The sequence below is a fragment of the Roseococcus sp. GW821-FHT12F05 genome (assembly GCF_058806835.1).
The window spans coordinates 34,672-60,715 of record NZ_JBXAQB010000020.1 but is presented as its reverse complement, the minus strand read 5'-3'; the positions used below and the strand labels follow the sequence as shown (position 1 = coordinate 60,715).

Below are 26,044 nucleotides of genomic sequence, written 5' to 3'. Positions count from 1 at the left end.
CGGCCCGCCAGGCCGCGCATGGCGGAAGCACCCATCCGGCAGGCGACGGTCAGGGAGATATGGAATGCAGGACCGGGAGGATGCGGTGGCGCGGACGCAGTGACCACGAGCCCAGCGAGATCGGACAGAGCACCAGGATCGGCCTTTCGCAGGAGGCGAGCCGCCTCCTGCGATTTTACCTCCGGATGAGTCCGTTCGTCAGCGGCCCGAAATCGCTCAGCGCATGACAGGCCGCCCTCCACTCTCCTGAAAGGGGTGCCGGCCGACGCGTCTGGAACAGGCCAGCCTCAGGTTATCGCATCCACCCTGTCGGGATAGAAGGCGAGGTGATCCTTGATCCCGATGACGGCATCGTAGGGCGCCTCATAGGTCCAGATTGCGTCGACCGATCGCGAGCCGCCGGCCGGGATGCTGAAGTACGACGCGTCGCCTTTATAGGGGCAGTAGGAGCTGTGGTCGCTTCGCTCGAGCAGGTCCATCCGGGCGTCCCGGCGCGGAATGTAGATCGCCGGGGGGTAGGCGGCTTCTCGCAGAACGAGCGCCTTGTCGCTATCGGCGATCGTCTGGCCCGCCACTGTGACGGTCACCCGGCGCCCGAGCGGCTCGATCGTGATGGGGTGTTCGGGGGAAGGCTGAAGGACGAGCTTTGTCATCGCAGGAACTCCCGGTCATGCTTGCGCTGCGCAGGAAGAGGTCGGCGCGAGCGGGTATGTGGTGTGCCAGTCGCAAATGTCCCGCTTTGGAGGTCCCGAGGACCGGGTGCCCACTTCAAAGATCGAGCTGCACATCCGAAGCAGGACGCGCGCAGCAGATCAGGGTCGATCCTTCGGCCGCTCCGTCCAGCGGCTGGGGGTCGTAACGGACCTGGCCATCGATCAGGCCAGTTTCGCAGGTGTGGCACACGCCGCTTCGGCACGACCAGCGAACCGGAATCGAGCAAGCCTCGGCGAGTTCAAGGAGATTGCCGAATCGCTCCCCCCACGGCGTCGTGAGCCCGCTGCGCACGAATGTGACCGACGGCCCGGAGCCCCTCGGTCCTTCCGGCTGATGGGGTGTCTCGCCGGCGCGGGATACGACGCCCGGCGCGAGCGGCAGAGCCGTTCCGAAGAGCTCGGCATGAACCCGGGATCTGCTCACGCCCCAGCCCTCAATGCCGGCACGAAGCTCCGTGATGAAGGCGGGCGGGCCGCACAGATAGAAATCCGCATCGAGAGGGACAGCGATGTCGCGAAGCCAGGATGCCGTGACGTGGCCTTGCTCGTCGTAGTCGACGCCCGATCGGTCGCTCGGACGGGGCCGGCTGAAGACGGTGCGGGAGTGGATATTTCCCAGCCCGGCGAGGAGCGCCTTCACCTCGCCGGCAAAGGCCTGGCTCTTGCCGTTCCGCGTTGAATGGATCCACCAGAGGCCTCGCCCGGAACGCGATCGAGACGCGGCGACCGCGTGCAACATGGCGAGGACCGGCGTGATACCAACGCCCCCGCTCAGCAGCACGAGGGGCGAGCCGCCCTCGTTCAGCGTGAAGGTCCCTCGAGGCGCGCTGCTGTCCAGGAGATGCCCAACCTGGACGCGATGGTGAAAATAGCTGCTGCCCGGTCCACCCTCATCCTTGACCGCGATGCGGTAAACCCCGGCATCGGGCACGCCGCAAAGCGAGTAGATGCGAGAGACGATCGGGGCGCCGCCGATTGCCGGCAGACGGAGTATGAGATGCTGCCCCGGCAGATAGGTCGGAAGCGGTGTCCGGTCGATGGCTTCCAGCGTGAAGGAGCGAATGTCGTCGCTTTCCTGGGACATCGCGGCCACGCGCAGCGGTCGGAACCCGGGCCAGGCGGGCAGGGGCACGGGGGAGGCAAGGCCCGCATTCCCGCTGACATTCGTCCTGCCCGTCGTTTCCAGCAGCGATTTGAAGGAGCTCTGCCATCCGAGGCTGAGAGCCGGAATGCGCAGGGCCCGCCCGAGGTTTTCAACCGGGTGGTCGGACGAATAGAGAAGGCCGTCGATATCGGCCACCGTCATTTGCTCCGGTCCGCTGGAGACCTTCACGATCGGGTTCCCCGCCTCGACGAAGCCTTCCTCGATGACGCGGAGATAGAAGCCTGGCCGCCGGTGCGCGACCAGAAGCGACGGCAATTCTGCATGCCCGAGGCGAATGCCGACCCTGTAGCATGTCACGCGAGGCTGGCTGACCTCGAAGAGCGCCTCGCCGATGCGGTAGCGGTCCCCGATGCAAACCTCGGCATCGGCCAGGCCGGTCACGGTGAAATTCTCGCCGAAGCTGCCGGGCTCCATCTCCGGCCGGCCCAGATAGGCCTCCCAGTATCGATACGAGTCCAGCTGGTAGACCATGACGGCACGCTGCTCGCCGCCGTGGCCATCGAGATCGCCCTGTCCGTCGCCATCGATATTGAGCCGACGCACGAACACGCGGCCGGCGACAGGGGACTTCCAGATCGCGGTCCGCACCGTCCGGCGCTGCCATTGGATGTCGCGCGGCATTCCGACATTGACCGAGGTGACGATTGGCATCGCTCTCTCCTGCTTCACTCGATCCGGGTCAGGGAGCGGACGACAACGAACCTCGCTCGGCGATTGCACGATGGTATCGACAATACCTTAGTATCAGCCGGTGGCGCCCCCGCATCGACGCAGCGACGGCCTGCCGGGGTGGAAGCCTTCGGACCGACACCAAGATACTATCGATCATCTGACGGCGGCTGGCGCAGTCTCTCGCGAACGGGAGTGGAACGCCATCATTCGGAAGGGCTCAGGATGGACAAGAAGACGGTCGTCATCGCCAAGGCTGCGCGGCAAGCCCGCGCCAGGGACCTTGCCCCGGGCGCTCCCGGGATTGTCGCGGTATCGCCATGAGCCGCACCTTCGACGCCATCATCATCGGTGCCGGGCAGGCCGGGCCGCCGCTGGCCGGGCGCCTCACCGAGGCCGGCATGCGTGTCGCCGTCATCGAGCGCAAGTTCTTCGGCGGCACCTGCGTGAACACCGGCTGCAGGCCGACCAAGACCCTGGTGGCAAGCGCCTATGCGGCCCGCATGGCCGCCCGCGCGGCGGAGTATGGCGTGGTCCTCGACGGGCCGCCGGCCATGGACATGGCGCGCGTGAAGGCGCGGGCCGGCAAGGTGATCGCCGACTCCCGGCAGGGGATCGAAACCTGGCTGGGCGGCATGCCGGGCTGCACCGTGCTCCACGGCCATGCCCGCTTCGAGGGGCCGGATCGGCTCCGGGTCGGGGACGAGGTGCTGAGCGCGCCCCGCATCTTCATCAATGTCGGCGGGCGCGCCGCGGTGCCGGACATGCCCGGCATCCACACCGTGCCCTTCCTGACCAACAGCGACATGGTGGAGCTGGACCATCTGCCGAAGCATCTCGTCGTGATCGGCGGCAGCTATATCGGGCTCGAATTCGCCCAGATGTATCGCCGCTTCGGCGCCGAGGTCACCGTCGTGGAGATGGGCGATCGCCTGGTCTCGCGCGAGGACGAGGACGTCTCGGCGGCGATCGCCGACATCCTGGCGGCGGAGGGCGTCGGCATCCGCGTCGGCGCCAGATGCATCCGGCTCGCGCCGCATGAGGAAGGCGTGGCGGTCGCGGTCGACTGCGCGAGCGGCGGGCCGGAGATCGTGGGATCGCATCTCCTGCTGGCGGTTGGCCGACGGCCCAACACCGACGATCTCGGGCTCGAGGCCGCGGGCGTCGAGACCGATGCGCGCGGCTATATCAAGGTCGACGACCACCTCGCCACGAACGTGCCCGGCATCTGGGCGATGGGCGACTGCAACGGCCGCGGCGCCTTCACCCACACCGCCTACAACGACTTCGAGATCGTGGCCGCCAATCTGCTCGACGGGCAGGACTGGAAGCTGAGCGAACGCGTGCCCGGCTACGCGCTCTACACCGATCCGCCGCTCGGGCGCGTGGGCATGACCGAGGCGGCGGCGCGCGCCACGGGTCGTCCCCTGCTCGTCGGCAAGCGGGCGATGACGCGGGTCGGCCGCGCCGTGGAGAAGGGCGAGACGCAGGGCTTCATGAAGGTCGTCGTCGATGCTGGGACCAGGCGCATCCTGGGCGCCGCCATCCTCGGCACCGGTGGCGACGAGGCGATCCACGGCATCCTGGACATGATGAATGCCGGCGCGCCGTACACGACGCTGCAGCGCGCCGTGCCGATCCACCCGACCGTCTCCGAACTCATCCCCACCCTGCTGGGGGACATGAAGCCGGCGATCTAGGTTTCAGGTCGCCGGGGATTCCCCACGCTTGGCTCTGGTCCCGGACGCAACTGAACCGTTGGTGCTTCAGGTGCCGGGAAAGACTGGAGCGGGCGAAGGAACCGAGACGACAACGTTCTCTGGGCCAAAGCACCTGTCCGGCGGCACTGACGAAAGCCGAAAGCTACTCCGAACGGGCCGCGAGGATATTCCGGATCGCCGAGGTGGCTGACATGGCGCGAGGCCAGCCAGCGTAAAAGGCGAGATGTGTAACAACCTCGGACAGCTCCACGCGCGTCAGACCCGCATCCAGGGAGCGGTTTACATGGAAGTCGAGCTGCTCCGCCTGGCCGTTGGCGATCAGGGCCGCGACGGTGACGAGGCTCCGGTCGCGCGATGCGAGGCCCGGCCGGCGCCAGAGATCGCCGAACAGCACGTCGTTGGTGAAATCGGCCAGGGGCGGGAACAAGGTGCCGACATTGTCCCGCACATTGGCGGCCCGCCGCGCCTCGGCGGCCTCGTCGAGCGGCAGCGGCTCGCCGAGGGCTTCCACATCCGCCGAGGCGATGCCGCGCTCGTCGAAGACTGCCCTGGTCTCGGTGACGGCCGAGATCGCCGTGGGCCAGCCCGAGTAGAAGGCGAGATGGGTGATGACCTCCGAGATCTCCGAGGGCTTCAGGCCATTGTCCAGCGCGCGGCGAAGATGACCGCGCAGCTGCGCCGCGCGTCCATTGGCGATGAGCGTCGCCATGGTGACGAGGCTGCGGTCGCGCGGCGAGAGCTGCGGGCGCCGCCACAGGTCGCCGAACAGCACGTTGTCGGTATAGGCACCGAGCGCCGGCGCGACGGCATAGACGTCCTGCGGCGCTACCCTGGGATTGCCCTGCGCCTGCGCCGAGGAGGCGGCGAGAGCCGAAACCGCTGCGGTCATAGCCAATGTCCTCATCTGGAGATCACGCCGGCTGCGGCAGCCGCTCGATCAATTTGTCGAGCGTGATCGGGTAGTCGCGTACGCGCAGGCCTGTGGCGTTGTGGATGGCATTGGCCAACGCCGCCCCCACTCCGCACAGGCCGAGCTCACCCACGCCCTTGGCCTTCATCGGCGAGGACACCGGATCCGTCTCGTCGAGGAAGACGACCTCCTGGTGCGGAATATCGGCATGCACCGGCACCTCGTAGCCGGCGAGGTCGTGGTTCACGAAGAAGCCGCGGCGCGTGTCCACCGCCAGCTCCTCCATCAGCGCGGCGCCGACGCCCATGGTCATGGCGCCGATCACCTGGCTGCGCGCGGTCTTGGGGTTGAGGATGCGTCCCGCGGCACAGACGGCCAGCATCCGCCGCACCCGGGTCTCGCCGGTCGCGGCGTCCACGCCGACCTCGACGAAGTGCCCGGCGAAGGTGGATTGCTGGTAGCGGCGCGCCAGATCGCCGTACTCGATCGCATCCTCGGCCATCAGTTCTCCTGCGCCTGCCGCCTCAGCCAGCGCGACGGACCGGTCGCCCGACCGCACCTGCCCCTCGGCGAAGACGGCCTCCGCGGAGTTGAAGCCGACCCGCCGGGCGATGTCCTCGCGCAGCTTCATGCAGGCGGCGTAGACGCCGGCCGTCGCGTTGTTGGCGCCCCACTGGCCGCCCGAACCGGCCGAGGCCGGCAGGTCGGAATCGCCCAGGCGCATCACGATCCGGTCGATAGGCACGCCCATCATCTCGGCCGCGGTCTGCGCCATGATGGTGTAGCTGCCCGTGCCGATATCGGTCATGTCGCTTTCGACCGTGACCATTCCCCGGCCATCCAGCCGTACGCGTGCGCCGGACTTCGTCAGGAGGTTGTTGCGGAAGCCCACGGCCATGCCCAGGCCGACCAGCCAGCGTCCCTCCCGCCTCTGGCCGGGCGTGACGCTGCGCCGGTTCCAGCCGAAGCGCTCGGCGCCGATGCGCAGGCATTGCACCAGCTGGCGCTGCGAGAAGGGGCGCTCCGGTTTCTCGGGATCGACCTGGGTGTCGTTCAGGATCCGGAACTCGACGGGATCGAGATTCAGCCTCTCGGCCATCTCATCCATCGCGATCTCCAGGGCCATCAGCCCCGGAGCCTCGCCGGGCGCGCGCATGGCATTGCCTTCCGGCAGGTCCATCTCCGCCAGGCGCAGCGAGGTCAGGCGGTTCGCCCCGGCATAGAGAAGCTTCGTCTGCTGCACGGCGGTCTCGGGCTTGCCGCCCTTGAGATTGCCGGACGTGCTCTCATGCGCGATGGCGGTGATCCGCCCGTCCCGGGTCGCGCCGATGCGGATGCGCTGGATCGTGGCTGGCCGGTGGGTGGTGTTGTTGATCATCAGCGGGCGCGTCAGCGCGACCTTCACCGGCCGCCGCGCGGCCCTTGCGCCAATGGCCGCGAGGACGACGTCGGACCGCAGGAACAGCTTGCCGCCGAAGCCGCCACCGATATACGGGCTGTCGAGGCGAATGTTCTCGGGTCGTGTGTCGAAGGCCTTGGCCAGATCGCGCTTGCCCCAGGCGATCATCTGGTTCGACGTCCAGACCGTCAGCTTCTCGCCCTCCCAGGCCGCGATGGAAGCATGCGGCTCCATCATGGCGTGGCTCTCGTCAGGCGTGGTGTAGGTTTCGTCGAGCTTCACCGGCGCGCGCGCGAAGTCGCCCTCGAAATCGCCCGCGCGATCCTCCTGCGGCGGGCCGCTGCCGTCGCCGGCCAGCGGGGCGTCCTTGGCGAGCGCCGCCAGGTCGAAGCGGCCGGGCCGCTCGGCGTAGTCCACCCGCACCAGTGCGGCGGCTGCGCGTGCCTGCTCGAAGGTCTCGGCCACCACGAGGGTGACAGCCTGGTGGTAGTGATGGATATCCGCCCCGCCGAAGAGGACAGCCGTGTTCATGGGCCCGTTCGCCAGGGGCGCCAGGTCGAGGGTGGTCACGACTGCGACCACGCCCGGTGCCGCCTTGGCCGCGGCGGTGTCGATGGCATTCACGCGGCCCTTGGCGATGGCCGAGCCGACGACGAACCCATAGGCCTGGTTCGGGGCGACGTCGTGCCGCTCATAGGCATAGGGCGCGGTGCCGGTTGTCTTGCGAGGACCGTCGATACGGTCCAGCGGCTGGCCGACGACCTTCAGCTGGTCGATCGGATTGGTGGTGGCGGGGGTGTCGAAGCGCATGTCTCAGGCCCTCGCTTCCGTCAGCACCGCGGCGAGCGTGCGCTCGGCCAGCGGCAGCTTGAAGGCGTTGTGGTGGGTGGTGCGGGCCCCTTCGAACAGCAGGGCCGTGACAGCCCGCGCACCGCGCGGCAACTCGGCCTCGGCTGCCTCCACGCGCCAGGGCTTGTGCGCCACGCCGCCGAGCGCGACGCGGCCCGTGCCGTCGCGCTGGACGATGGCTGCCACCGAGACCAGCGCGAAGGCATAGGAGGCGCGGTCGCGCACCTTGCGATAGATCTGCGCGCCGCCGGCCGGCGCAGGCAGCGTGACCGCGGTGATCAGCTCGCCCGGCTCAAGGCTGTTCTCCACCTGCGGCGTGTCTCCGGGAAGTCGATGAAAATCGGCGATGGGAATCTGCCGCGCCGCGCCGTCAGGTTTCACGGTCTCCACCGTCGCATCCAGCGCCCGCATGGCGACGGCCATGTCGCTCGGGTGGTTGGCGATGCAGGCGTCGCTCACGCCGACGACCGCGTTGTGCCGGCTGAAGCCTTCCAGCGCCGAGCAGCCGCTGCCGGGCTGGCGTTTGTTGCAGGGCTGGTTCGTGTCGTAGAAATAGGGACAGCGCGTCCGCTGCAGCAGGTTGCCGGCTGTCGTCGCCTTGTTGCGGAGCTGGCCGGATGCTCCGGCCAGCAGCGCGCGTGAGAGCACGCCATAGTCGCGCCGCACGCGCCCGTGCGCTGCGAGGTCGGTGTTGCGGACCAGTGCGCCGATGCGCAGCCCGCCCTCAGGCGTCGGCTCGATGCGGTCCAGCGACAGGCCGTTCACGTCGATCAGGTGGGTCGGCGTCTCGATCTGCAGCTTCATCAGATCCAGCAGGTTGGTGCCGCCGGCGATGAACTTCGCGCCGCTGCTCCGCGCCGCGGCGGACGCCGCTTCGGCAGGGGAACGGGCGCGCTCATAGGTGAAGGGCTTCATGACTGACCCCCCGCGACTTCGGTGATGGCGTCGAGGATGTTGGCGTAGGCGCCGCAGCGGCAGATGTTGCCGCTCATGCGCTCTCGAATCTCCTCGGCGGTGACGCGAGGCTGCGCGTTGAGATCGGCGCTGACATGGCTCGGGATGCCGGCCTCGATCTCGCGCAGGACCGCGACGGAGGAACAGATCTGGCCGGGCGTACAGTAGCCGCACTGATAGCCGTCGTGCTTCACGAAGGCGGCCTGCATCGGATGCATCTGCTCGGGCGTGCCGAGGCCTTCGATGGTGGTGATCCGCTCGCCGTCGTGCATGACGGCGAGCGTGAGGCAGGAGTAGATGCGCCGGCCCTCCAACATCACGGTGCAGGCGCCACATTGGCCATGGTCGCAGCCCTTCTTGGTGCCGGTGAGATGCAGGCTCTCGCGCAGCGCATCGAGGAGGGTGGTGCGGGTGTCGAGATCGAGTTCGTGGGCCTCGCCGTTCACGTTAAGGGAAACCTTGGACACGTTCGGCGCTCCGCCCGGTGGGATTTCGAGGGCGGCTTCGGCGCCAGCCGGGACCGCCAGTGCAGTTCCGGACGCGGCGGCGCCGACGAGAACGCCTCGCCGGGAAAATTCGAGATCGTCGCGAGGATGCATGACGGTTTTCGCCCCTCTGTTGCTGCTGACGAGGATCCTCTGCGCGACGCCGTGCGCCCGCGCGGATCCTGCGTGGAGGAAGAACGGCTGCGCGCCTCATCCGTTGTGCGATGCGGCGATGGAGTTTTAACGCGGCTGCACGCTCATCGATTAGGCGTAAGAAAAGGATTGGGCTTATGTCCAGGATTCATGAAACCGGACGCGCCGCCGTTCAGCGGCGATAGCGCAGGGCCTCGACCACTGTCGTGAAGGCCGGCGTCGGCTGGCGTCGGCTGGGATAGTAGAGGTGGTAGCCGGGAAAGGGCGGGCACCAGTTCGCGAGCACTCTCAGGAGCGTCCCGGCCGCGAGATGGGCGGCGACGCTGTCCTCCGGCAAATAAGCCAGCCCTAGCCCCGACAGGGCGGCATCCACGCGCAGGGCGAGGTTGTTGAAGACCAGCTGCCCCTCGACACGCACGTTCAACTCGCGGCCGTCCTTCTCGAACTCCCAGACATAGACCCCGCCGCGAGTGGGTAGGCGCAGGTTGATGCAGGCGTGGTCGGTGAGATCCTGCGGCGTTGCCGGCGCGGGCCTGCGGGCGAAATAGTCGGGCGATCCGACCACCGCCATGCGCATCTCGGGCCCGATGCGCACGGCGATCATGTCCTTCGCCACCTGCTCGCCGAGCCGGACGCCGGCGTCGTAGCGTTCGGCGACGATATCGGTGAGGCCGTAATCCACGACCACCTCCACCTGGATGTCCGGATAGTCGGGCAGGAGTTTCCGCAGGGAAGGCCAGAGGATGGTGATGGCCGAATGCTCCCCCGCGGTGATGCGGACGAGACCGGCGGGCTTCTCGCGGAGCTCACTCAGCGCGGCCAGCTGCGCACCGATGTCGCCCAGCGCGGGGGCGAGGGTGCCGAGCAGCCGTTCGCCTGCCTCCGTGGGCGCCACGCTGCGGGTGGTGCGGTTCAGCAGGCGAACGCCGAGCCGTGCCTCCAGCCGCCGGACGGTGTGGCTCAGCGAGGATTGCGAGGTGCCGAGCTTTGCCGCGGCGCGGGTGAAGCTTTGCTCTTCCGCGACGGTCAGGAAGGCATTGAGATCCAGTAGGTCCTCGCGGCGCATCAGCAGGTCCTGGCGGGTCGCAGCAAGCGAACGGTCATGAATGGAGAATATAACTCCATGCAGATTGGCTCACCTAATTCATCCGCCGGTGTCGTGCCATGTGCTCTGCCTGCAAGGAGAGATGACCATGCACATCAGGCGAAGCGGTTCCCCGCCATGGGCCAAGGGGCCGGAGGCTTATTTCACGGGCACCGTGCGGATCGCCAGCGAGGGCGTTCCGCGGCGATCGGAGATCGCGCTGATCAGGAGGAGATGATGACGATGAAGCATCGCACATTGGGTAAGGCCGGTCTCGACGTCTCTGCGCTCGGCTATGGCTGCATGGGCCTGTCGTCAGCCTATGGCGAGCCGACCCCGCACACCGACGCCATCGAGCTGATCCGGGCCGCCTTCGAGCGCGGCGTCACACTCTTCGACACGGCGGAGGCCTACGGCCCTTTCGGGAACGAGACGTTGCTTGGCGAGGCCGTGGAGCCCTTCCGGGACGAAGTCGTGATTGCCACGAAGTTCGGCTTCGACATCGACCTCGAGACAGGTGCCCGTACCGGCGGCCTGAACAGCCGCCCCGACCACATTCGCGCGGTGGTCGATGCCATGCTGCGGCGGCTCCGCACCGACCGGATAGACCTGCTTTATCAGCACAGGGTCGACCCGTCCGTGCCGATGGAGGATGTCGCCGGGGCGGTCAAAGCCTTGATCGCGGCCGGCAAGGTGAAGCATTTCGGGCTTTCCGAGCCGAGCCTCGATTCCCTCCGGCGGGCCCACAGGGTTCAGCCCGTCAGCGTGCTGCAGAACGAGTACTCGCTATGGACGCGGGATGTCGAGACCAACGGCGTGTTGGCCCTCTGCGAGGAACTGGAGATCGGCTTCGTGCCATTCAGCCCTCTTGGCGCGGGCTTTCTGACCGGCAAGATCGATGCCTCGACCAAGCTTGCTCCGACGGATTTCCGCTCGATGTCGCCGCGCTTCGCCGCTGGCGCGCGAGCGGCCAACATGGCGCTGGTTGATCTATTGAAGCGCCTCGCGGCCCGGAAACAGGCGACGCCCGCGCAGATTGCACTGGCCTGGCTCATGGCTCAGCGCCCCTGGATCGTGCCGATCCCAGGCACGACCAAGCTGCATCGCCTCGAAGAAAATCTGGGCGCTGCGGAGGTTGAGCTCTCGCCGATGGAACTCGAGAACATCGATGCCGCCGCCTCCGCAATCCCAATCCAAGGCGCCCGGCTGCCGGAAGCCGTGCTTGCCCAGACGGGCCGCTAGTCGGCGAAGTTCGGTTGAAACATCGATCGGAAGCCTAGGAACTCTGCTGCGGTGACGTGCCTGGATGATGCCGGCTATGGGGAACAGGCGGCATACGTCCTTGGGATATCCTCCGCCTCGGCTCGCTCTGTCTCGGGACAAGGGAACTCGCCGCCACTTCCAGCAGCATCTTTTGCAGGACGCGCCCGCTGCTGGTCAGAGGCCGCTCAACGCTGCTTGCCAGGAGCAACTCACGTTCGACCCGAGGGGAGCACAAGTTCCGGCACCAGAGGCTGCCCGCCGCCACCTCGTTGCGGACGACCTCGCCGGGCAGCAAAGCGTAGCCGAAGCCCTGCATGACGAGCTCCTTCGCGACGGCGAAGGAATCCACCTCCATCTCGGGCCGGAGCAGCATTCCGCATTCGCGCGCGGCAATGTCCAATGCCTCGCGCACACCATGCCCGGGAGGCGACAGGATCAGCGGCAGCGACGCCAGCGTGCTGAATGGGTGATCGCCCATGCCGGGCACATCCTGAGCGCCGCGCCCGATCAGCATGATGGCCTGCCGAAGCAGAGGAACGGTCGTCAGGTTCCGACTGAGAAGTGGGGAGGTGCCGACGACGGCGAGATCGACGCGCCCCGACAGAAGCCATTCCTCCAGAATGCTGACGCTGCTGCTTTCAAAGACGCTGATCGACAGCAGGGGATGCTCACGCCGGCATCGCAGGAGGGCCGCGGGCAGCAGCATCTGGGCCGCCCAGGTCGGCAGGCCGATGCGGACCAGGCCCTCGATCCGCGGTCCGTCGCCCATCACGGCATCGCGCGCCTCCTGCACCTGTTGCAGAAGGCTGACCGCACGGTTCAGCAGTTCCGTGCCAGGACCGGTCAGCTTGACGCCGCGCCCGTGTCGATAAAGCAGCTTCACCCGGAGCTCGTGCTCCAGCAGGCCGATCTGACGGCTGAGAGCGGGTTGGGCGACATTCAGATGGGTCGCGGCACGGCTGAAGCTTCCGAGCTCCGCCACATGGACGAAGTAGCGGAGCTGATTGATCTGCACGGTTCATTCCTCCCAGTGCCGACGGAAGGCCCGCATCTTCGGCGCCGCTTGGCACGGTGGCGGAGAGGAACCCTCGGCGGGCGGACAGCAGAGCGGAGTGGGGTTTGATTAGCAATTTGAAATAAATGAAGAGTTGTTCCATTCTATGGATCAATGCCCGCTTGGAAGCCGACCCTTCGCCAGCTCGAGGCCTTCGCCCGCGTCGCCCGCCTGGGGAGTTTCGCGCGGGCGGCCGCCGAGCTGGGGCTTTCGCCGCCCGCCCTGAGCCAGGCGATCGCTCAGCTCGAATTGGGGCTCGGCACCACTCTGATCCATCGGACGACCCGGTCGGCCCATCTGACGGTCGACGGCGAATTCCTGCTGCCGACCGCGGAGCGTGTTCAGAGCGAGTTGGACGGCGCGCTCGTCTCCCTGAAAGAGGGTGCTCAGACCCGGCGGAGCCGCATCACCATCGGTGCCGTGCCGTCCCTGGCGGTCGGCTTCCTCCCGCCCGTGATGCGCAGCTTCGGCCTTCGGCATCCCACGATCCAGGTGACACCGCATGATGCGCCGGCCGAGCAGCTCTACCGTGGCGTGGAGGCGGGGCAATTCGACATCGCGCTGACCAGCCGGCTCCCCGACCGGCCCGGCCTGACCTTCTCGCCCCTCCTGCAGGACCGCTTCCACCTCGTCGTGCGGCGCGACCATCCGCTGGCCTCCGCGACGCAGGTGGAGTGGCGCGCGCTATGCGAACTTCCCGTCATCGGCTTCGCTGCCGGCACGGGAACCCGCGTCGCCTTGCTGAGTGAATTGGCGCAGGCGGGCATCGACTTGCGGCCGGTCATGGAACTCGGCCTTTCAACCACCATCCTGGGCATGGTGGAGGCCGGCGTGGGCGTCGCGACGCTGACCTCCTTCGCGCTTCCCACCGCGGCGCATCCCAGCCTGACGAGCTGCCCCCTGGTGGAACCCGTCATCCATCGGGAGATCGGCATCCTCACATCGACGCAGCGCCCGCTTCCCGCACCCGCCGTGGCGTTGCGCGAGGCGGTTCGGGAGCATGCGGTTCAGGTGTCGTCCGGGCAGTCCGGAAGCTCAGGCAGATCGGTTTGCGATAGCTGATAAGGGTCCTCAACGGCTTCCCCAACGATGCAGGACTGGCGTCTATTCGGCGTTTTCCATCGGAGGCCGGATGACCCAGATCGATCGCTTCTTCTGCCCCACGCGCGTCAGCATGGGCCTCGGCGCGCATGCGGAGGTCGCTTCCCATCTTGGCGGGCTGGGGGCGGAGCGGGTGCTGGTGCTGCTCGACGGCGCGCTGGAGAAGACACCCTTCTGGGCGGCCATCCGCGGCATTCTTGATGCGGACGGCATCGCCTTCCGGGTCTTCACCGGGATCGAGCCCGATCCGAGCGCCGACACCGTCCTGAAGGCGGCAGCCGCGGCCGCGCGGATCGATGCCCAGGCGCTGCTGGCGATCGGTGGCGGCAGCACGATGGATGTGGGCAAGGCGGTCGGCATCCTCGCGACGAATGGCGGGCGGATCCACGACTACGAGGGCATCGACAAATTCGCGAAGCCGCCGCTGCGCATGGTCGCCGTCCCCAGCACGGCCGGCACCGGCTCGGAGGTCTCGGGCTCCTGCGTCATCACGGACACGGAGAAGGGGCTCAAGATGTCCATCCGCAGCGCCGCGCTGAACCCGGCGGCTGTCGCGATCCTCGATCCGCTGGCGCTCGAGACGGTTCCGGCCCATGTGGCGGCGCATTCGGGCATGGATGCCTTCGTCCATGCCTTCGAATCCTACATCTCGCGCAACGCCAACCCGATCACCGACGCCCTCAACCTTCAGGCCATCGAGATGATCGCGGGGAATATCCGCCGCTTCGTCGCCGACCGCCGGGACCATGCGGCGGGGCTGCAGATGCTGTGCGGCTCGGCCCTGGCAGGCATGGCCTTCGGACTGACCGGCCTCGGCAACGTCCATTGCATGGCGCGCTTCGTCGGCGCCTATTTCCATGTCTCCCACGGCCTCTCGAACGCGATCTGCCTGCCGCATGTCGCGGCCTTCAACCGCGCGTCGAGCAGCGCCAAATATGCCCGCGCAGCGCGCGCGATGGGCGTGGACGCGGATGCGCCGGCCGAGCCCGAGGGGCAGTCCTGCGTCGTGGCCATCGAGCGGCTCTGCCGCGACCTCGGCATTCCCGCGCGGCTGCGTGACATCGATGCCGATCCCGCGAAGTACGAGGAGATGGCCGATCTCGCCATCGCCGCCGGCTACAACCGCTGGAACCCGCGCGAGACGACGCGCGACGACTTCCTGAAGCTGTTCCAGGAAGCCCACTGACGTCTCACGTCCGCTATAGCTGGTAGCGCCGCATGGCATTGGGCCGCTGAGCCCGACTGCCTGAACATCCCCATCGAAGAACACGCTGGAAAGGCGGTCGACCGACATGGAGATGACGCCAGGTGAAGAGAGCGACCGCCACTCCGAGGTCGGCCGAGGCGCGGCAGCGGGGCGCCCCATCGGCCGCCGCGCGGTGCTGCTGTCGGCGGCGCTGATCGGCACGGCTCATGCGCAGGGTGGCGACTGGCCGACGAGGCCGGTGCGCCTCATCGTGGCCTTCGGGGCCGGCGGCGCCGCCGACACGGCGACTCGCGCGTTGGCGGGCAGCATGGCCCAGCGGCTGGGTCAGGGCGTCGTCGTGGAGAACCGCACGGGCGGCAATTCGGTGATCGCCGGCTCCGCGACGGCTACACCTTCCTCGTCGACGCCGCGAACCAGCTGACCAACCCGCTGCTGATCGCCGACCTGCCATTCGACTATGCGACGGCCTTCACGCCCGTCACCCAGATCACCCGTTTCCCGCAGGTGATCGCGGTGCGCCGCGACTTTCCGGCCCAGACCATCGAGGCGTTCGTCGATCACGCCAGGCGCCATCCCGAGACGGTGACCTATGGCACCCCGCCCGCCGCCGGCATGGCCCATCTGGCGGGCGCGCTGTTCCAGCGGCGGGCGGGGATCCGGCTCGTGCACGTGCCCTACCGCGCCGCGACCGACGCGGCGCGGGATGTCGCCGCGGGCAATCTAGATGCGGTGCTGCTCACGACGTCGACGATCAGGCCGGCCTACGAGGCCGGCATGCTGCGGATCCTGGTGATGACGAGCGCGCAGCGCATCCCCCTCTATCCCGATGTGCCGACGCTGGCCGAGAGCGGCCTGCCAGGCTTCGACATGGATGACTGGCAAGGCCTGTTCGCCGCGAGAGGCACCCCGGAGCCCCTGATCGACCGCATGCAGGCGCTGGTGCGCGATGCCGCGCGGGATCCCGCGGTCCTGGCGCGCGTGCAGCCGATCGGCGTCGATCTGATCGGCAGCAGCCGGCAGGCGTTTCTGGCCTTCCTGGACACCCAGCGCAGCCTCGTCGGCCGGCTCATCCAGGAGGACGGCATCCGGCTCGGATAGCCCCATCGGCATCGGGCTGCGGGCGCCACAACTGGCGTGAGGCGCCGGCCCGCTCCGACACCCGCTATAGCTGGTAGCGCGGCATGGCATTGGGCCGCCGGCCGCAACTGGCTGAACATCCTCGCGGTAAGACCACGCCGAAAAGGCGGGCAAGCGAAGCGAGGATGACGTCGGATGAAGATAGCGATGGCCGCATTGGGCGGCATCATGTGCCTGGCCCCCCTGTTTACCCCCCTGTCGCAGGCCAGGGCCGAATATCCCGAACGCGCCATCACCGCCATCGTGCCGCTCGCCGCCGGCGGCGGCGCCGACGGCGTGGCCCGCATCCTCGCCGATCAGGTCGGCCGGATCCTCGGCCAGCCGGTGGTGATCGACAACCGTGGCGGTGCGAACGGAGCGATCGGCGCCAGCGCCGCGGCAAGGGCCCGGCCCGACGGCTACACGCTCTTCATGACCACGGGCACCACGCAGGCCATCACGCCGGCTCTGGTTCGCAACCTGCCCTACGACCCGATCCGGGACTTCACGCCCATTGCACGGATCGGCGTCTTCCCGCTTATGCTCGCCACGAACAACGATCTTCCCGCTCGCTCGGTCCAGGAGCTGGTCACCTTGGCGCGCAGCCGCCCTGGGGCACTGACTTATGGGCAGTGGTCGGCGCTCTATATCGCCGCCGGTCGGACCTTCGCCTCGATGACCGGTGTCGACATCCTGGAGGTGCCCTATCGCGGTTCTCCCGCCACGATGACCGACCTGGTCGCCGGCCGCATCTCAATGGCTTTCGTCGACGTCACGGTCGGCATTCCGCTGATCCGCGCCGGCAGCATCCGGCCACTCGCGGTGACGACCGCGCGCCGCACGGCGCTGATGCCGGATCTCCCGACGCTGCAGGAGAGCGGGCTGGCCGGCTACGACATCACGGCCTGGATGGCGGTCTACGGGCCGGCCGGCCTGCCGCAGGAGGTGGTGGACCGCTTCGGCGCCGCGGTCCTCGCGACTCTCGCCAACGAGACGGCCATCGGCCGGCTGGCGGAGCTCGGCTTCGACGTGGTGCCGGGCGATACGGCGGCGCTGGCCGCCCATGGCCGGGAGGAGCTGGCGCGCTGGCGGGCGCTCGTCGCCTCCGCCAACATCACCGTCGACTGAGCCGCGTCGCCCCGACTCAGCGCGGGGCGCCCTCCAGCTCGATGCCGGCCTGCCGGGCCACTTCCACCCATTTCGCCGCCTCGGCGGCGACGTAGCGCGTCGCTGCCTCGCTGGTGCCCGGTACGACGTCCGCGCCAAGTCCCTGGTGCCGGCGCATCACGTCTGGCAGCCGCAGCGCATTCCCGACATCGGCGGTGATCCGCGTCGCAACGGCTGGCGGCAGGTTGGCGGGCCCATAGACCACGCCCCAGGTGGCAGCCTCGAAGCCGGGCATGAAGCTCTCGCCGATGCCCGCGAGGTCGGGCAGCTGGGCGGCCCGGGTGGCGCTGCAGACGCCGAAGGCCTTCAGCCGGCCGGAGCGGATGTGCTCCAGCGCCGCGGGCAAGGTCTCGAACATGATGTTCACGCGGTTCGCCAGCAGGTCCGGATGGGCGTGGCTGCTGCCGCGATAGGGGATGTGCTCCATGGTGATCCCGGCGCGCTGGCCGAACATCACCGCCGCCAGGCGCGACAGCCCGCCGGAGCCGGCATAGCTGACCTTGCCCGGAGTCTCCCGCGCATAGGCGACCAGCTCGTCCAAGGTGGAGGGCGGGAAGGCCGCGGAGGCGCAGAGGACGATGGGCGTCGCCGTCGCCATGGTGAGGTAGGTGAAGTCCCGCACCGTGTCGAAGGGCAGGTGGAAGAAGCCGGGATTCACCGCATGCGCCGAGGAGGTGACGCCGAGGACATGCCCGTCGGGCGCCGCCCGCGCGACGGCCTCGGCGCCGATGATGCCTGAGGCGCCAGGCCGGTTCTCGACGGCGACGGGCTGGCCCCAGGCGGCGGCGAGCGGCTCGGCGATCAGCCGCGCCGTGATGTCGGAGACGCCGCCCGGCGTATAGGGGACGATGATGCGCACGGGGCGCGACGGGAAGGCCGCCGTCTGTGCGGATGCACGAAAGGCGCCGAGCGCCGCCGGTGCTGCCAGTACGGCGCGTCGATGAAGAGACATGCGTTCCCCCTCCGGACTACGCGCCGATCGGAGGTTCTTGATGAGCCCCACATTTCCGGTCGCGTGCTGAGGGGCGGGAGACTAGGAGCCGATCCGCGGCGCGGCCCTCAAGCGTTTTGCTATAGCCGCTATGTCGATCCACGGCGTGTCGCCAAGAATCTCGCTATAGCTGTTAGGTGCCGGAACGGAGAAGACGCGGGCGGTGCACGCGTCGAATGTATCCCCTCGGCTCCCCGGCCGGCGCCGTCGGGAGCCCACTGGATTGAGCGCGGAACCCGATGGATATCAGCGAGAAGACCCGAATACCGTCGCGCTTGGCCGAGGTCTGGCCGCTGCTCGGTGATCCTGCCCTGGTGGCCGCCTGCATCCCCGGCGCGGAGATGGCGCCCGATCAGGGCGACGGCGTGTGGCGCGGCTCCATCAAGGTGCGCTTCGGCCCCACCGTCGCGACCTTCCGCGGCGAGGCGACGCTGGAATTCGACCATGCCGCGCATCGCTGCGTCATCGAGGGGCGCGGCATCGACCAGCGCGGTGCCTCGCGCGCCATGTCGAATGGGACACTGACCGCCGTCGCGGACGGCGACGAGACCGTGCTGACGGTGGACGGTTCCTTCACCGTCACCGGCCCGTTGGAGACTTTCGCCAATGCCGGCGGCGTCCACGTCGCGCGCGCGCTGCTCGCGGAGTTCTCGACCAACCTTGCGGGGCTGGTGGCGGAGCGCTCGCCCGCCGCGATGCCGGATCCGCAGCCCGGAACCGAAGCGCCGCCGGTCGCCTCGGTGCCGCCACGAGCGCCCGCAGCTGCGCGCGAGCTGAGTGCCTTCGGTCTCCTTTGGAGCATCGTCAAATCATGGGCCAAAGGCCTGTTCACCAAGAGGGAACGCTGAGATGTCGAAACTGAAAGTGAGCGACGTGATCGCCCAGGCCTTCCAGGCGGAAGGCTGCGAGGTGCTCTTCACCCTGATGGGCGACGCGAACATGTACTGGTCGGAGGCGATGTCGCGCCTCCCCGGCATGCAGGTCGTCCACGCCCGGCACGAGCATTGCGCCGTCGCGATGGCCGACGGCTATGCCCGCGCCACCGGCAAGGTCGGCGTCGCGTCCACGACCTGCGGGCCCGGCTTCACCCAGATCATGACCGCGCTCACCATCGCCGCGCGCGGCCAGGTCCCGGTCGTGGTCTTTGCAGGGGATTCGCCGCTCGCCTCGCCCTGGTACATCCAGCAGATCGACATGGGGCCGCTGACGCTGGGCACAGGCGCGCACTACATCCCCGTGCGCTCGATCGACCGCGTGCTCGACAATGTCCGCGAGGCCTTCCACGTCGCGGCGCTGGAGCAGCGGCCCGTCGTCCTCGGCGTGCCGATGGACCTGCAGAAGCAGGCCTTCCCCTTCATGGCGGACTACTCGCCCTCCTCGAACACGCTGCCCACGCCGCAGCGCCCGGCACCTGATCCTGAGCTGGTCGAGCGGGTGGCCGACATGATCGCGGCGGCGGAGCGGCCGATCCTCATCGGCGGCCGCGGCGCTAAGTTCTCCAAGGCGCGGGTCGCGATGGAGGAGCTGGCGGAGCAGTCCGGCGCGCTGCTCGCGACCTCGCTGCTGGGCAAGGGGCTCTTCGAGGGCAATCCCTACGCGCTCGACATCGCCGGTGCCTATTCCAGCGATTACGGGCGCGAGCGCTTCGCCGAGTCCGACCTCGTCATCGGCGTGGGCGTCGGCCTCGGCGCCTATACGACCGAGAGCGGCTATCTCTATCCCGGCGCGCAGACGGTGCAGGTCGATTTGAATCCGCGCGGCCTCTGGCAGGGGCTGCGCACGGCCGACCTGCACATCCGTGCCGATGGCCGCGCGGGCGTCGAGGCGATCACCGCCGCCCTGCGCAAGCGCGGCGTCAAGCGCCAGGGCTTCCGTGGCCCCGAGACGGAAAAGGCCATCGCCGGCGACAGCCCCGACCGCAAGGAATACGAGATCGCGCCGGGCACGGTCGATCCGCGCAAGGCGCTGCTCGAGCTCGACGCCATCGTGCCGAAGGACTGGGACGTGGTGATCGGCGCAGGCCACTATTTCGGCATCGCGGTGACGCATCTGCGCGGCCGCCCACCCGAGCGCTACCACATCGTCAGCGACTTCGGCGCGATCGGTTCCGGGCTGCCGGCGGCCATCGGCGTCGCCGCGGCGCGCAAGGACGGCAAGGTGCTGCTCATCGAGGGCGACGGCAGCGTGCTGATGCACATCCAGGAGCTGGAGACCATCCGCCGCGAGGGGCACCGGCTGCTGATCGCCATCATCAACGACGGCGGCTACGGCGCGGAGATCCACAAGTTCCGCGCCGGCGGCCTCGATCCCAAGACGGTGATCCATGGCCGCGGCGACCTCGCCGGCGTGGCGGGCGGCTTCGGCCTGCGCAGCGCCTCGGTGAACCATCTTGGCCGGATGGGAGGGATGTTCAAGGAACACCTGTCCGCGAATGCGGCGACTCTCTGGGACGTCCACACGGACGACAAGGTGGTGTCGCGCCCCTACCGCCGGATCCACTACGGCGAGGCCTGAGCCGTGGACGCCCCGGTGAAGACGATGTCCTGGCAGGAGCAACTCTACGCCCTGCTGCGCGAGTTCCGGGTGGACATGATGGCCTATGTCCCCGATGGCGGACACCGCCTGCTGATCGACAAGGCGCTGGCGGATCCAGATGTGGATGCCATCCCCCTGACGACAGAGGAGGAGGGCGTGGCGATGCTGGCCGGCACGCATCTCGGCGGCGGGCGCGGCGTGCTGCTGATGCAGAGCAGCGGGAGCGGCAACTGCATCAACATGCTCTCGCTGATCGCCGGCGGGCGCTTCCCCTTTCTCACCCTCGTCACCATGCGGGGCGAGTTCGGCGAGGGGAATCCCTGGCAGTTCCCGATGGGGCAGGCGACGCAGAAGGTGCTGGAGGCGATCGGCCTGCACTGCATCCGCGCGGAGACCGAGGCGGACATCATCCCCGCCGCGCGCGCCGCAGCGAACATGGCCTATGTGGCCGGCGCCGGCGTGGCCCTGCTCATGAGCCAGCGGCTCATCGGCGCGAAGGCGTTCTGGTGATGGAGGGCGACGACACCATGCATGGCCAGAACATGCTGCGGCGCCGGCTGGCGGTGCCGGCCCTCGTCGGAAAGCACGAGGACTTCCTCATCGTCGCGGCGCTGGCCGGGACCGTGCGCGACTGCTGGAAGATGACCGGTGACGCCTCGCACGCCTTCGCGATGTCGGGCGCGATGGGCGCCGGCTGCATGGTCGCCTTCGGGCTGGCGATGCAGCAGAAGTCGCGGCGTGTGCTCGCGCTCGTCGGCGATGCGGACCTGCTGATGAATCTCGGCTCGCTCGCGACGATCGCTGCGGCCCGGCCGAAGAACCTGTCCATCCTCTGCGTGGACAATGGGATGTTCGCCGAGACCGGCAACCAGGTGAGCCATACGGGGCCGGGGGTCGATCTGGAGGCCATCGCGCGTGGCGCCGGCTTCCGCTCCGCCTGCACGGTGCGCGACGAGGCCGATATCCCCGTGGGCGCGGGCCTGCTGCGCGAGCCCGGCCTGAACTTCGTCCTGCTGCGCGTGGGGGGCGAAGATGCGCCGGAGGCCCGTGGCAACCTCGATGCATCCTTCTGCCGCCAGCGCTTCCGGATGGCTCTGCTCGGCCATCCCTGACCAGGAGGAAGCGATGATATCGCGACGGCTGAACGCAAGAATGATCGAAGGGTGCGGCAATCACAGAGCCGCCGATCCACGATGCATCGGGAGCGCGCGCCCCTTGCCGCGACCCGAATGCACCGTCGTTGAATCATCACTCGCCGCGTCGCAGCAACATTTCAAAACAGGCCCTTAGTTCCTCGCGAGCCCCATGCGCAGCACAGTCTCGGGTGGCAGCAGTTCAGGGGTCGCCACCTCTGGCAGCGCCGCGAGTTGTGCGGGGGCCAGATCCTTCAGGACGATCAGCTGGCCGAGCAGCGCCAGCGCGTCCAGGGGCACCAGGATCCGCCGCGTGCCGAAGCCCAGGATGCCGCCCTGCTCCATGAGGAGGGCCGTCCGTCCGTCCGCGCCGCGCGCCGCCGCGATCGCGCGGCCCAGCACAGCCTGCTGCTGGGTGTCCTCGATCACCCGCCGCCCGGCGAGGTCGCCGGCGCGCACCGGCTGCGGGTACCGCGCCAGAGCCGCCTCGCTGCGCGGCCGGTCGGGCGGCGCGCCGCCCGCGGAATGCGCTCCCTGGGCCAAGGCGAGGCCGGGGATGATCAGTATCAGAAACGCGACCGCCGAGCGCATGGATGATTCTCCGCCATGTTTTCCTCTTCGACGGATCGGGCCCGTGTGTAACCAACCCCACGCGCCGGCCGAAGAATAATCCAGGGACAAGGAGGGCGATGATGGAAGGCGTGACCGTGCCGCGCGCTGGGCGCCGGCTCCACCCCTGGCCGGTGCGCATCATGCACTGGATCAACGCAGCCGCGATGATTGTCATGATCCTCTCCGGCATCGGCATCTACAACGACGAAGCGATCCTGGGCTGGGTCTTCTTTCCGTACTGGCTGCTGCTCGGCAGCTGGGCGGCGGAGCATCTGCTCTGGCACTTCGCGGCCATGTGGGTGCTGGTCTTCAACGGGCTGGCCTATCTGCTCTACGGCCTGATCACCGGCCGCTTCCGGCGCAAGCTCCTGCCGATCAGCGCGCGCGAGGCGGTGCATGACATCAGGGACGCGCTGCGCTTCAAGCTCGCCCATGACGACCTTACCGTCTACAATTCGGTGCAGAAGTTGCTCTATATCGGCGTGATCCTGGCGGCGATCGTGCAAGTGCTCTCGGGCGTCGCGATCTGGAAGCCGGTGCAGTTCTCCGGTCTGACCGCGCTCTTCGGCGGCTTCCAGGGCGCGCGCCTCGCGCATTTCCTCGGCATGGCCGGGATCGTCGGTTTCCTTTTCGTGCATGTCGCGCTCGCGCTGCTCGTGCCACGCACGTTGCTGGCCATGGTGAACGGGGGGCCGGTGGTTCCGCCGGAGAAGCGCGCATGACGAAGCCCGCCTCAAAGTCGCGATTCCGTCCCGGTGCGGCGCCCGACGCCGCCATCCTCCAGCAGCACGCGCCCCTGCTGCGGGAGATCGAGCGCCGTGGCCTGCTGCGCGGCAGCCTCTCGCTCGGTGCGCTGGCGATGCTGGGCGGCTGCAGCCCGAAGGATTCCGAGACGATTCAGGCCACGCTGCGCGCCATCTCACGCTTCAACGACCGCGTTCAGGCCTGGCTCTTCGATCCCACGAAGCTGGCGCCCACCTATCCGGAATCCATGGTCCTCAAGCCGCCGCGCTTTAACGCCTTCTACGAGGTGGGCGACGTCCAGCCCGTCGACGGCGCGACCTGGAAGCTGGAGCTCGCCGGCCGCATCGCCGAGCGCCAGCCCTGGACGGTGCCGCAGATCATGGCCCTGCCTGAGCAGGAGATCATCATCCGCCACATCTGCGTCGAAGGCTGGGACTATATCGGCCAATGGTCCGGCGTGCCGCTGCGGCTCTTTCTCGAACGCGTCGGTGCGGATCTCTCCTGCCGCTACGTCGCCTTCCGCTGCGCCGACGGCTATTGGGGCAGCATCGACATGGCGTCGGCGCTGCATCCGCAGACGCTGCTCGCCACGAAATACGCGCGCGAGGCGATCGCCGATCCCTTCGGCTATCCGCTGCGGCTGCGCACGGCAGTGAAGCTCGGCTTCAAAAATCCGAAATGGATCACCTCCATCGAGGTCACCAACGACTATCCCGGCGGCTATTGGGAGGATCGCGGCTTCAACTGGTTCAGCGGACTCTGACGCGGATTCCGCACCCGATCCTCATGCGTGGAAGCGTAAGATCGCGCGTCCGGACGCGGTCCTCGGGCGTTGCATTCCCGTGCGTCATCGCGGAGCGCCCATGACTCGATCCAGCACGGCCATCTGGCGGCTCACCACCCCTGGTGGGGAGAAGCGGTACAACCTCGCGGAAAGCACCGTGCGGAGCCTGCGCTTCGGCGAGCTGATGGAGCTGGGCGAAGGTCTCGGCGAGCTCGCGCTGGACTATGGCGACCCATCCGGCGCGCCGGCGCTGCGGGCGGCCGTGGGCGCGAATTGCGGCGTCGCGGCCGGCGAGGTCGTGACGGTGCCGGGCACCATGCTCGGCCTCTTCCTCCTCGCCTCGCTGACGGGCGGCGAGGCCGTGCTCGTTACCCCCTGCTTCGGCCCGATGCGCGACGCGCTGGAACGCGCACGGGTGCCGGTCCGTGTCGCGCGCCTGCGCTTCGAGGACGGCTACCAGGCGGATGTGGACCGCATCGCCGCCCTGCTCGGCCCGGATACCCGGCTGGTCTGCCTGGCCGATCCGCAGAATCCCAGCGGCGTGCGCGTGCCGCGCGCGGCGATTGAGGCCCTGCTGGCCGAGATGGGGCAACGCGCCCCGCAGGCTCTGCTCTTCCTGGACGAGACCTATCGCGAGGCCACCCATGGCGACCCGCCGCCCCCGAGCGCAGCCGGGCTGGATCTCCGCGTGGTGACCGCCGGCTCGCTCTCCAAGGCGCATGGCGCGCCGGGGCTGCGCATCGGCTGGCTCACCCTGCGCGACGCCGCGCTGCGCGAGCGGCTGGTGGGGGCCAAGGAATCCCTGGTCATCTCTGGCTCCGTGCTCGACGAGGCGCTGGCGGCCCTGCTGCTGCGCCGGCCGGACCATGTGCTCGCCGTCCGGCGCCGGGCGCTGGGCGAGGCGCTGCAGGCGGTGCTGCGCTGGCACGGCGCGGCGCCGGGCCTCGTGCAGATCATCCGGCCGGATGCCGGGGCGCTCTGCTGCCTGCGGCTGCATCCGCGGCGGGTGAACCGCGCGGGCGTCAGCCGCTTCTGGGCGGCCCTGCCGCAGGAGGAGTTGCGGCTCGCGCCCGGCCCGTGGTTCGGCGAGGCGCAGCGGGTGTTCCGCCTCGGCTTCGGCCACCTGCCGCCGGCCGAGCTGGAGGCGGCGCTGCCGGCGCTGTCGCGGGCGTTGGAGGCCGCCGCCTGAGATCTACGACGCGGGCTGGTGCGCCAGCTCGGCCATGCCATCGACGAACTCGATGGAAGGCGCCCAGCCCAGTTCCCGACGCAGCTTTGCGGAATCGGCCGTGATGTGCCGGACATCGCCAAGCCGGTATTGACCGGTGACGACCGGCTCTGGCCCGTCCAGCGCCTTCGCCAGCGCCACGGCCATCTCGCCCACCGTGCGCGGCGTGCCGGAGCCCACGTTGAAGGCGTGCACGCCCGCCGTGATCTGCTCGCAGGCCGCGACGGTGGCGGAGGCGATGTCGCGCACATGCACGAAGTCGCGCCGCTGGCCGCCATCCTCGAAGACGCGCGGCGCCTTTCCGGCCCGCAGCGCCGAAGTGAAGATCGCCGCCACGCCGGCATAGGGCGTGTCGCGCGGCATGCCGGGCCCGTAGACATTGTGGTAGCGCATCGCGGCCACGGATCCGCCGACCACCCGTGCCCAGTTCGAGGCGTAGAATTCCTGCGCCATCTTGCTCGTCGCATAGGCGTTGCGGGGATCGAGCGCCACGGACTCGCCGACCAGCGCGGTGCCGAGGCCCTTGCCGCAGACGGGACAGGGGGGCTCGAAATCGCCGGCGGCCAGCGAGGCCTCCAACCGCGGGCCGGGCCGCACCGCGCCATGCTCGGCGCAGAGGCCCACGCCCTCGCCATAGACCACCATGGAGCTCGCGATGGTGAGCCGCGCCACGCCGTGCCGCGCCATTCCGGCCAGCAGCTCGCCCGTGCCGGCATCGTTGGAAGAGGCGTAGTCCGGCATGTCGGCGATATCCACGCCGAGCCCGACCTTGGCGGCGAGATGCACCGCCGCTTCCACGCCGGCCAGGGCCTTGTCGCAGGCGGATGCGTCGCGCACGTCGCCAACCTGCAGCTCGACGCCGTCGGGTGGGGTCCAGCCCTTGCCGTCCCGGTGCACGTCGGGGCGCAGGGAATCCAGCACGCGGACCTCGTGGCCGCGGTCGAGGAGCCGGGCCAGGACGTGCTGGCCGATGAAGCCGGCCCCTCCGGTCAGCAGGACGCGCATGC

The 26,044-nt window shown here is 68.8% G+C and carries 25 protein-coding genes; 14 read left to right on the top strand and 11 right to left on the bottom strand.

What is annotated here, in order from left to right; translation table 11 throughout:
* Nucleotides 1-287: 287 nt before the first annotated feature.
* Together AC1ROY_RS31010 and AC1ROY_RS31005 are read right to left on the bottom strand one after the other, a co-directional pair.
* Nucleotides 288-653, bottom strand: a complete 366-nt coding sequence (locus AC1ROY_RS31010; protein ID WP_493152810.1) for a DUF427 domain-containing protein — start codon at nt 651-653, stop codon at nt 288-290.
* Between the two features lie 115 nt (nt 654-768).
* Entirely contained in the window at nt 769-2,529 is a 1,761-nt protein-coding gene (locus AC1ROY_RS31005) for an MOSC domain-containing protein (protein WP_493152809.1), read from the bottom strand.
* A 338-nt stretch (nt 2,530-2,867) separates the two neighbouring features.
* On the opposite strand from AC1ROY_RS31005, the gene AC1ROY_RS31000 reads away from it, so the two are divergent.
* A complete protein-coding gene (locus tag AC1ROY_RS31000; protein ID WP_493152808.1) occupies nt 2,868-4,247 on the top strand; it encodes an FAD-containing oxidoreductase in 1,380 nt (459 codons plus the stop codon).
* Between the two features lie 163 nt (nt 4,248-4,410).
* Here the strand turns inward: AC1ROY_RS31000 and AC1ROY_RS30995 are convergent, their stop codons facing one another.
* From AC1ROY_RS30995 to AC1ROY_RS30975, 5 genes are all read right to left on the bottom strand, one after another.
* Nucleotides 4,411-5,157: a carboxymuconolactone decarboxylase family protein gene (locus AC1ROY_RS30995; RefSeq protein WP_493152807.1), complete on the bottom strand. Its 747-nt coding sequence runs from the start codon at nt 5,155-5,157 to the stop codon at nt 4,411-4,413.
* A 22-nt stretch (nt 5,158-5,179) separates the two neighbouring features.
* A complete protein-coding gene (gene paoC / locus AC1ROY_RS30990; protein WP_493152806.1) occupies nt 5,180-7,387 on the bottom strand; it encodes an aldehyde oxidoreductase molybdenum-binding subunit PaoC in 2,208 nt (735 codons plus the stop codon).
* A 3-nt stretch (nt 7,388-7,390) separates the two neighbouring features.
* A complete protein-coding gene (locus tag AC1ROY_RS30985; RefSeq protein WP_493152805.1) occupies nt 7,391-8,341 on the bottom strand; it encodes an FAD binding domain-containing protein in 951 nt (316 codons plus the stop codon).
* Nucleotides 8,338-8,979, bottom strand: coding sequence for an aldehyde dehydrogenase iron-sulfur subunit PaoA (gene paoA / locus AC1ROY_RS30980; RefSeq protein ID WP_493152804.1), 642 nt, complete (start codon nt 8,977-8,979; stop codon nt 8,338-8,340). Before paoA ends, AC1ROY_RS30985 begins: the two co-directional genes overlap by 4 nt.
* A gap of 211 nt (nt 8,980-9,190) precedes the next feature.
* The gene (locus AC1ROY_RS30975; RefSeq protein ID WP_493152803.1) at nt 9,191-10,084 is read right to left on the bottom strand and encodes a LysR family transcriptional regulator; all 894 of its coding nucleotides are present in this window, start codon (nt 10,082-10,084) and stop codon (nt 9,191-9,193) included.
* Nucleotides 10,085-10,339: 255 nt separating this feature from the next.
* Here AC1ROY_RS30975 and AC1ROY_RS30970 point away from each other — a divergent pair, with 255 nt between their 5' ends.
* Nucleotides 10,340-11,344, top strand: a complete 1,005-nt coding sequence (locus tag AC1ROY_RS30970) for an aldo/keto reductase (RefSeq protein WP_493152802.1) — start codon at nt 10,340-10,342, stop codon at nt 11,342-11,344.
* 34 nt (nt 11,345-11,378) lie between these two features.
* Here the strand turns inward: AC1ROY_RS30970 and AC1ROY_RS30965 are convergent, their stop codons facing one another.
* A complete protein-coding gene (locus AC1ROY_RS30965) occupies nt 11,379-12,380 on the bottom strand; it encodes a LysR family transcriptional regulator (protein ID WP_493152801.1) in 1,002 nt (333 codons plus the stop codon).
* 153 nt (nt 12,381-12,533) lie between these two features.
* Between AC1ROY_RS30965 and AC1ROY_RS30960 the strand changes: the two genes are divergently transcribed.
* The 5 genes from AC1ROY_RS30960 to AC1ROY_RS30940 all read left to right on the top strand — a co-directional run bounded on the left by AC1ROY_RS30960 (nt 12,534) and on the right by AC1ROY_RS30940 (nt 16,971).
* The gene (locus AC1ROY_RS30960; RefSeq protein ID WP_493152800.1) at nt 12,534-13,481 is read left to right on the top strand and encodes a LysR family transcriptional regulator; all 948 of its coding nucleotides are present in this window, start codon (nt 12,534-12,536) and stop codon (nt 13,479-13,481) included.
* A gap of 70 nt (nt 13,482-13,551) precedes the next feature.
* Complete coding sequence (locus AC1ROY_RS30955) at nt 13,552-14,706, top strand: iron-containing alcohol dehydrogenase (RefSeq protein WP_493152799.1); 1,155 nt, start codon at nt 13,552-13,554, stop codon at nt 14,704-14,706.
* Nucleotides 14,707-14,818: 112 nt separating this feature from the next.
* Nucleotides 14,819-15,148 carry a hypothetical protein gene (locus AC1ROY_RS30950; protein ID WP_493152798.1) on the top strand — a complete coding sequence of 110 codons (330 nt, stop codon included), beginning with the start codon at nt 14,819-14,821 and terminating at the stop codon, nt 15,146-15,148.
* A complete protein-coding gene (locus tag AC1ROY_RS30945; protein ID WP_493152880.1) occupies nt 15,145-15,825 on the top strand; it encodes a Bug family tripartite tricarboxylate transporter substrate binding protein in 681 nt (226 codons plus the stop codon). The genes AC1ROY_RS30950 and AC1ROY_RS30945 overlap by 4 nt, the downstream gene beginning before the upstream one ends.
* A 174-nt stretch (nt 15,826-15,999) precedes the next feature.
* Nucleotides 16,000-16,971 carry a Bug family tripartite tricarboxylate transporter substrate binding protein gene (locus AC1ROY_RS30940; protein ID WP_493152797.1) on the top strand — a complete coding sequence of 324 codons (972 nt, stop codon included), beginning with the start codon at nt 16,000-16,002 and terminating at the stop codon, nt 16,969-16,971.
* 16 nt (nt 16,972-16,987) lie between these two features.
* Here the strand turns inward: AC1ROY_RS30940 and AC1ROY_RS30935 are convergent, their stop codons facing one another.
* Nucleotides 16,988-17,962: a Bug family tripartite tricarboxylate transporter substrate binding protein gene (locus tag AC1ROY_RS30935; RefSeq protein ID WP_493152796.1), complete on the bottom strand. Its 975-nt coding sequence runs from the start codon at nt 17,960-17,962 to the stop codon at nt 16,988-16,990.
* A gap of 278 nt (nt 17,963-18,240) precedes the next feature.
* On the opposite strand from AC1ROY_RS30935, the gene AC1ROY_RS30930 reads away from it, so the two are divergent.
* Genes AC1ROY_RS30930 through AC1ROY_RS30915 form a run of 4 tightly spaced genes read left to right on the top strand, consistent with a single transcriptional unit; the run spans nt 18,241 to nt 21,648 of the window.
* A complete protein-coding gene (locus AC1ROY_RS30930) occupies nt 18,241-18,849 on the top strand; it encodes an SRPBCC family protein (RefSeq protein ID WP_493152795.1) in 609 nt (202 codons plus the stop codon).
* Between the two features lies 1 nt (nt 18,850).
* Nucleotides 18,851-20,515: a thiamine pyrophosphate-binding protein gene (locus AC1ROY_RS30925; RefSeq protein WP_493152794.1), complete on the top strand. Its 1,665-nt coding sequence runs from the start codon at nt 18,851-18,853 to the stop codon at nt 20,513-20,515.
* A 24-nt stretch (nt 20,516-20,539) separates the two neighbouring features.
* A complete protein-coding gene (locus AC1ROY_RS30920; protein ID WP_493152879.1) occupies nt 20,540-21,046 on the top strand; it encodes a phosphonopyruvate decarboxylase in 507 nt (168 codons plus the stop codon).
* Nucleotides 21,046-21,648 carry a thiamine pyrophosphate-dependent enzyme gene (locus AC1ROY_RS30915; protein WP_493152793.1) on the top strand — a complete coding sequence of 201 codons (603 nt, stop codon included), beginning with the start codon at nt 21,046-21,048 and terminating at the stop codon, nt 21,646-21,648. Before AC1ROY_RS30920 ends, AC1ROY_RS30915 begins: the two co-directional genes overlap by 1 nt.
* 174 nt (nt 21,649-21,822) lie before the next feature.
* Here the strand turns inward: AC1ROY_RS30915 and AC1ROY_RS30910 are convergent, their stop codons facing one another.
* Nucleotides 21,823-22,260, bottom strand: a complete 438-nt coding sequence (locus AC1ROY_RS30910; protein ID WP_493152792.1) for a hypothetical protein — start codon at nt 22,258-22,260, stop codon at nt 21,823-21,825.
* Between the two features lie 101 nt (nt 22,261-22,361).
* Between AC1ROY_RS30910 and AC1ROY_RS30905 the strand changes: the two genes are divergently transcribed.
* The 3 genes from AC1ROY_RS30905 (at nt 22,362) to AC1ROY_RS30895 (ending at nt 24,998) form a co-directional block, all read left to right on the top strand.
* Complete coding sequence (locus AC1ROY_RS30905) at nt 22,362-23,003, top strand: cytochrome b/b6 domain-containing protein (RefSeq protein ID WP_493152791.1); 642 nt, start codon at nt 22,362-22,364, stop codon at nt 23,001-23,003.
* Nucleotides 23,000-23,788, top strand: coding sequence for a molybdopterin-dependent oxidoreductase (locus tag AC1ROY_RS30900; protein ID WP_493152790.1), 789 nt, complete (start codon nt 23,000-23,002; stop codon nt 23,786-23,788). The genes AC1ROY_RS30905 and AC1ROY_RS30900 overlap by 4 nt, the downstream gene beginning before the upstream one ends.
* Nucleotides 23,789-23,888: 100 nt before the next feature.
* Nucleotides 23,889-24,998 (top strand): pyridoxal phosphate-dependent aminotransferase, encoded by a 1,110-nt coding sequence (locus AC1ROY_RS30895; RefSeq protein WP_493152789.1) that lies wholly within the window; start codon nt 23,889-23,891, stop codon nt 24,996-24,998.
* A gap of 3 nt (nt 24,999-25,001) precedes the next feature.
* Here the strand turns inward: AC1ROY_RS30895 and AC1ROY_RS30890 are convergent, their stop codons facing one another.
* A complete protein-coding gene (locus AC1ROY_RS30890; protein WP_493152788.1) occupies nt 25,002-26,042 on the bottom strand; it encodes an NAD-dependent epimerase/dehydratase family protein in 1,041 nt (346 codons plus the stop codon).
* Nucleotides 26,043-26,044 lie beyond the last annotated feature (2 nt).

Excerpts from the sequence above, each read along its gene's own strand:
- AC1ROY_RS30915 (WP_493152793.1), top strand. The coding sequence starts at position 21,046 with ATGGAGGGCGACGACACCATGCATGGCCAGAACATGCTGCGGCGCCGG.
- AC1ROY_RS30935 (WP_493152796.1), bottom strand. The coding sequence starts at position 17,962 with ATGTCTCTTCATCGACGCGCCGTACTGGCAGCACCGGCGGCGCTCGGC.
- AC1ROY_RS30890 (WP_493152788.1), bottom strand. The coding sequence starts at position 26,042 with ATGCGCGTCCTGCTGACCGGAGGGGCCGGCTTCATCGGCCAGCACGTC.
- AC1ROY_RS30895 (WP_493152789.1), top strand. The coding sequence starts at position 23,889 with ATGACTCGATCCAGCACGGCCATCTGGCGGCTCACCACCCCTGGTGGG.
- AC1ROY_RS30960 (WP_493152800.1), top strand. The coding sequence starts at position 12,534 with ATGCCCGCTTGGAAGCCGACCCTTCGCCAGCTCGAGGCCTTCGCCCGC.
- AC1ROY_RS30930 (WP_493152795.1), top strand. The coding sequence starts at position 18,241 with ATGGATATCAGCGAGAAGACCCGAATACCGTCGCGCTTGGCCGAGGTC.
- AC1ROY_RS30985 (WP_493152805.1), bottom strand. The coding sequence starts at position 8,341 with ATGAAGCCCTTCACCTATGAGCGCGCCCGTTCCCCTGCCGAAGCGGCG.
- AC1ROY_RS31005 (WP_493152809.1), bottom strand. The coding sequence starts at position 2,529 with ATGCCAATCGTCACCTCGGTCAATGTCGGAATGCCGCGCGACATCCAA.
- AC1ROY_RS30900 (WP_493152790.1), top strand. The coding sequence starts at position 23,000 with ATGACGAAGCCCGCCTCAAAGTCGCGATTCCGTCCCGGTGCGGCGCCC.
- AC1ROY_RS30950 (WP_493152798.1), top strand. The coding sequence starts at position 14,819 with ATGACGCCAGGTGAAGAGAGCGACCGCCACTCCGAGGTCGGCCGAGGC.
- AC1ROY_RS30995 (WP_493152807.1), bottom strand. The coding sequence starts at position 5,157 with ATGACCGCAGCGGTTTCGGCTCTCGCCGCCTCCTCGGCGCAGGCGCAG.
- paoC (WP_493152806.1), bottom strand. The coding sequence starts at position 7,387 with ATGCGCTTCGACACCCCCGCCACCACCAATCCGATCGACCAGCTGAAG.
- paoA (WP_493152804.1), bottom strand. The coding sequence starts at position 8,979 with ATGCATCCTCGCGACGATCTCGAATTTTCCCGGCGAGGCGTTCTCGTC.
- AC1ROY_RS30940 (WP_493152797.1), top strand. The coding sequence starts at position 16,000 with ATGAAGATAGCGATGGCCGCATTGGGCGGCATCATGTGCCTGGCCCCC.
- AC1ROY_RS31010 (WP_493152810.1), bottom strand. The coding sequence starts at position 653 with ATGACAAAGCTCGTCCTTCAGCCTTCCCCCGAACACCCCATCACGATC.
- AC1ROY_RS30905 (WP_493152791.1), top strand. The coding sequence starts at position 22,362 with ATGGAAGGCGTGACCGTGCCGCGCGCTGGGCGCCGGCTCCACCCCTGG.
- AC1ROY_RS30920 (WP_493152879.1), top strand. The coding sequence starts at position 20,540 with ATGTCCTGGCAGGAGCAACTCTACGCCCTGCTGCGCGAGTTCCGGGTG.
- AC1ROY_RS30925 (WP_493152794.1), top strand. The coding sequence starts at position 18,851 with ATGTCGAAACTGAAAGTGAGCGACGTGATCGCCCAGGCCTTCCAGGCG.
- AC1ROY_RS30970 (WP_493152802.1), top strand. The coding sequence starts at position 10,340 with ATGACGATGAAGCATCGCACATTGGGTAAGGCCGGTCTCGACGTCTCT.
- AC1ROY_RS30955 (WP_493152799.1), top strand. The coding sequence starts at position 13,552 with ATGACCCAGATCGATCGCTTCTTCTGCCCCACGCGCGTCAGCATGGGC.
- AC1ROY_RS30975 (WP_493152803.1), bottom strand. The coding sequence starts at position 10,084 with ATGCGCCGCGAGGACCTACTGGATCTCAATGCCTTCCTGACCGTCGCG.
- AC1ROY_RS30910 (WP_493152792.1), bottom strand. The coding sequence starts at position 22,260 with ATGCGCTCGGCGGTCGCGTTTCTGATACTGATCATCCCCGGCCTCGCC.
- AC1ROY_RS31000 (WP_493152808.1), top strand. The coding sequence starts at position 2,868 with ATGAGCCGCACCTTCGACGCCATCATCATCGGTGCCGGGCAGGCCGGG.